General features: G+C 59.6%; 5 protein-coding genes. 3 read left to right on the top strand and 2 right to left on the bottom strand.

Annotation, left to right across the window (positions count from 1 at the left end; translation table 11 throughout):
- Positions 1 to 446 (bottom strand): transporter substrate-binding domain-containing protein (locus tag RMO15_RS04700; protein WP_309708492.1); only part of this gene is annotated, 446 nt, incomplete at its 3' end.
- 59 nt (positions 447 to 505) lie between these two features.
- On the opposite strand from RMO15_RS04700, the gene RMO15_RS04695 reads away from it, so the two are divergent.
- The gene (locus tag RMO15_RS04695; protein WP_309708489.1) at positions 506 to 748 is read left to right on the top strand and encodes a type II toxin-antitoxin system prevent-host-death family antitoxin; all 243 of its coding nucleotides are present in this window, start codon (positions 506 to 508) and stop codon (positions 746 to 748) included.
- Entirely contained in the window at positions 732 to 1,124 is a 393-nt protein-coding gene (locus RMO15_RS04690; protein ID WP_309708487.1) for a type II toxin-antitoxin system VapC family toxin, read from the top strand. The genes RMO15_RS04695 and RMO15_RS04690 overlap by 17 nt, the downstream gene beginning before the upstream one ends.
- Before the next feature lie 7 nt (positions 1,125 to 1,131).
- On the opposite strand, the gene RMO15_RS04685 is transcribed toward RMO15_RS04690, so the two are convergent.
- Entirely contained in the window at positions 1,132 to 2,646 is a 1,515-nt protein-coding gene (locus RMO15_RS04685) for an RtcB family protein (RefSeq protein ID WP_309708485.1), read from the bottom strand.
- Between the two features lie 55 nt (positions 2,647 to 2,701).
- Between RMO15_RS04685 and RMO15_RS04680 the strand changes: the two genes are divergently transcribed.
- The gene (locus RMO15_RS04680) at positions 2,702 to 3,217 is read left to right on the top strand and encodes a peroxiredoxin-like family protein (protein ID WP_309708482.1); all 516 of its coding nucleotides are present in this window, start codon (positions 2,702 to 2,704) and stop codon (positions 3,215 to 3,217) included.
- The last annotated feature ends 45 nt before the right edge of the window (positions 3,218 to 3,262 follow it).

Below are 3,262 nucleotides of genomic sequence, written 5' to 3'. Positions count from 1 at the left end.
GTTGTCTCCGCCTGCACCGCCGCCGTTCGCCCCTCAGCAAGTAGATCGCTTGGCTTTGCAAAGGCAGTGCCTTTCTTGCGCGCCAGCACCTGCCCCGAGAGAAAGTAGGGCCGCGTGAAGCCATTGCCCTTCTTGCGCTCCCCCGTGATCGTCACCCCCGACATCACCAGATCGCACTGGCCCGTCTCGACAGCGGCAAAGACCCCAGACCACTCCATGGAGATCATCTCAACCTCCACACCTAGCTCGCGACCCAGCTCCGTGGCAAGCTCCGCATCGAAGCCGACCACTTTGCTGGCCTCCATAAACTCAAAGGGTGGGTAGGTCGCATCCGTGGCGATCTTCAGCACCCCGCGTGCCTTCACCCGCGCCAGCGAGTCATCGGGTTGGGCGAGAGTCGGCAGGGTAAGGCAGAAAAGTAAGAGAGCAAGAAGAGAACGAAACATGGTGCATTTTACCTGCGAATAGCCTTGCAGAAGTAAACTAAAAAAAGTAAACTAACTTCATGTCCACCTACAATCTTCATGAAGCCAAGACCCATCTCTCACGCCTCATTGAGGAGGTTTTGCGTGGTGAGGAAGTGACCATTGCACGCTACGGCACTCCGGTGGCGCAGCTTATCGCCTTGCCAGCGCCTCCGAAGAAGCGTACTTTAGGGTTCTATCCCATCGCGTTTACCAGTGATCTCACCGAGGGCACAGATGATTCCGTGACCGAGAGCTTCTACACCGATGCGCCTGCTTCTTGACACACACGCACTCGCATGGGCAATCGGGGCGCCTGAGCGGCTCTCCGATAAAGTACGAGAGCTACTCGAAGCGCCAGGAAACACACTTCTGGTCAGCCCTGTGAGCGTCTGGGAGATGAGTATTAAGCATCGTGCTGGCAAGTGGCCAGAAGTCGCCCCGTTTCTCGACGAACAACTCTACACCAAGCTTCTCGTACAGCTTGGCGCACGGGAGTGCCTCATCACCAGCCAGCACACCCGGCTTGCAGGCCAGTTCGAGCAAGACCACCGCGATACGTTTGACCGCCTTCTTGTTGCGCAAGCCATCTGTGAAGGGATGCTCTTAGTTAGTATTGATGCCGTTCTGGACAGCTTCCCTGTCACGCGAATTTGGTAGTATACTCCTACCCCTTGATTGTCATCAACGGTGTAAGCTCGGCTACAGGCTGGGCGATTTGCGCACCGTGTAGGGTCGCGATGATAGGGCCGATTCCTTTAAAGGCGTAGGGCGCTTCCTGGCGAATCTCATCGAGCTTTTTCTCGACAATATCGCGGCGGCTTTTGACATCCTGGCGGCGCAGGTCGGTGGGGGTCACGATGCGGAAGCGCTCTAGGAACGCCTGGAACTCGGCTTCGTGGCCATGGAGCGCATCACCGCGCGAAAGAGCACGACCGGCACCATGGCTGGCGCTGCTCAGTGACTCGGGGTTGCCACGTCCGGCGAGGAGAAAGCTGCTCGTGCCCATGGAGCCGGGGACGAGAACCGGCTCGCCGGTGTAGGCAAACTCGGTATTGGTCATGGCCTCGTAGCCGCGTGCGGGGCACGCGCCTTTGCGGTGGAGAATCTGGCCACTTGGCTCGCGCCAGAGATAGTTGTGCGGGGCATCGTAGAGGAGCGACGACGAACTCTCACCGCACACTTGGTGCAGGCCGCGCAGGGCAATGAGGGCCAGGAACATCCGGTTGGCAAAGGCAAAATTGGCAGCGTTGTGGAACGCGTCCCAGAAAAGCGCGACCTCGGGGCGGGCAAGGGGCAGAGGAAAGATTCCGTTGTCGGGGTGCTTGAGGGAGCTGGGATAGAGACTGCGCAGCACATCCCGGTAGTAGTTGCCACAGAGGTGCCCAATCCCCACCGAGCCCGTGTGCACCATCACCGTCACCATGCCCGGCTTGATGCCCCAGGCATGTGCTATCGTGCCGTCTAAAATCTTCTCGACCCGCTGGATCTCGACAAAATGATTGCCGCCGCCAATACTGCCGATCTGGTTGTCCCGGCTGAGCGTGTCGGGCTGACCGATAAAGTCGTCGAGGGCAAAGACCCGCTCTGCTTTGGGGCTGCCGTAGTGGTCGATGCGCCCTAGCTCATCGGCGATGGGCAAGTCGTGAAAAAGCGCCCACGTGCCCTCGTCCTGAGACTTGGGGACGCTACTCAACAAGCCCGTGATCCCCTCCGTGAAGAGCGCCCGGCGCTGGGTTCCCGTCATCGGGATATTGCGTCCGCCCTCAAAGAACAGATGGCGAAACGTTGTGTCGAGCTCCTCGCGCTTGCTCAGAATCGTCTCGGCATCCAGCCCGGTGAGGTGCAGGCGCATGCCGCAGTTGATGTCGCTCCCAATGGCCTGGGGCACGATAAAGCCACGCGTCGCAAGCACGGTACCCACAGGGACACCGCGTGCTTTATGAAAGTCCGGCGTGACAGCCACTTGCTCGACGCAGGGCGTCTCGTCGAAGCTCTCGGGCAGCGCGTCGGCGAACGCTTCCACAGACTGCTGAAGCGTGAGTAGCTCTAGCAGTTCCGTAACAGCATTGGTCTCAATCGGCACTTCGTCGCTTGCAAAGAGCGTGGTGGCAATGCCCTGCGGGTTATCCACACGAAGACGAAATTTATCTAAGCGCATCAAGCGCGGGTCCTGGTTCATCTTTCTCCTCTTTCGTCGGGAACTTCCTCTTTGATAAATCTATACTGAAAGAAAGATGCAATGCCCCCTACTTGACACCCGCACTCTGGAGGCACAGGCCCAGACCGGCGAGACGCTCGGAGCGCTCTCCGAGCGTGCGCCCACCATGCTAGTCTTCACGCGGCACTTCGGCTGCCCGTTCTGCCGCCAGATGCTGACGATTCTAGCAACGCGGCGTGCAGGAATCGAGGCGACGGGTGTGCAGCTCGCGCTGGTGCACATGGGAAGCGAGGCGCAGGCCGCTGCGTTCTTTGCCAGCTACGGCCTCGGGGATCTGCCACGATTTGCTGACCCGAAGAAGAAGCTCTACGCCGCGTTTGGACTGAAGCGCATGCGCCTCACGGAACTTTTCCGCCCTAGCTTCTGGACAAAGGGCATCGCCATGACGCGCCAGAGTAGCATCGGCCTGCCTGTGGGGGATGTGTTCCAGTTCGCCGGGGCGTTTGTCATCTTCCAGGGGCGGATCGTCCAGGCCATCCGAACGACCCGCTACTCGGAGATTCCTGAGCTACCTAAAAGCCCCGACCGCTAAGCCCGAGGCGCTGGGCTCCTGCGTTGCCGGGAAGCGCAATATCTC

The organism is Armatimonas sp., assembly GCF_031410135.1.
Lineage (GTDB): Bacteria > Armatimonadota > Armatimonadia > Armatimonadales > Armatimonadaceae > Armatimonas.
Note: the sequence above shows the minus strand (reverse complement) of the source record. Positions and strands in the feature narration are given on the sequence as shown.

What these genes read in the sequence shown, in the direction of transcription:
- RMO15_RS04695 (WP_309708489.1), top strand. Translation starts at nt 506, where the DNA reads ATGTCCACCTACAATCTTCATGAAGCCAAGACCCATCTCTCACGCCTC.
- RMO15_RS04690 (WP_309708487.1), top strand. Translation starts at nt 732, where the DNA reads ATGCGCCTGCTTCTTGACACACACGCACTCGCATGGGCAATCGGGGCG.
- RMO15_RS04685 (WP_309708485.1), bottom strand. Translation starts at nt 2,646, where the DNA reads ATGAACCAGGACCCGCGCTTGATGCGCTTAGATAAATTTCGTCTTCGT.
- RMO15_RS04680 (WP_309708482.1), top strand. Translation starts at nt 2,702, where the DNA reads ATGCAATGCCCCCTACTTGACACCCGCACTCTGGAGGCACAGGCCCAG.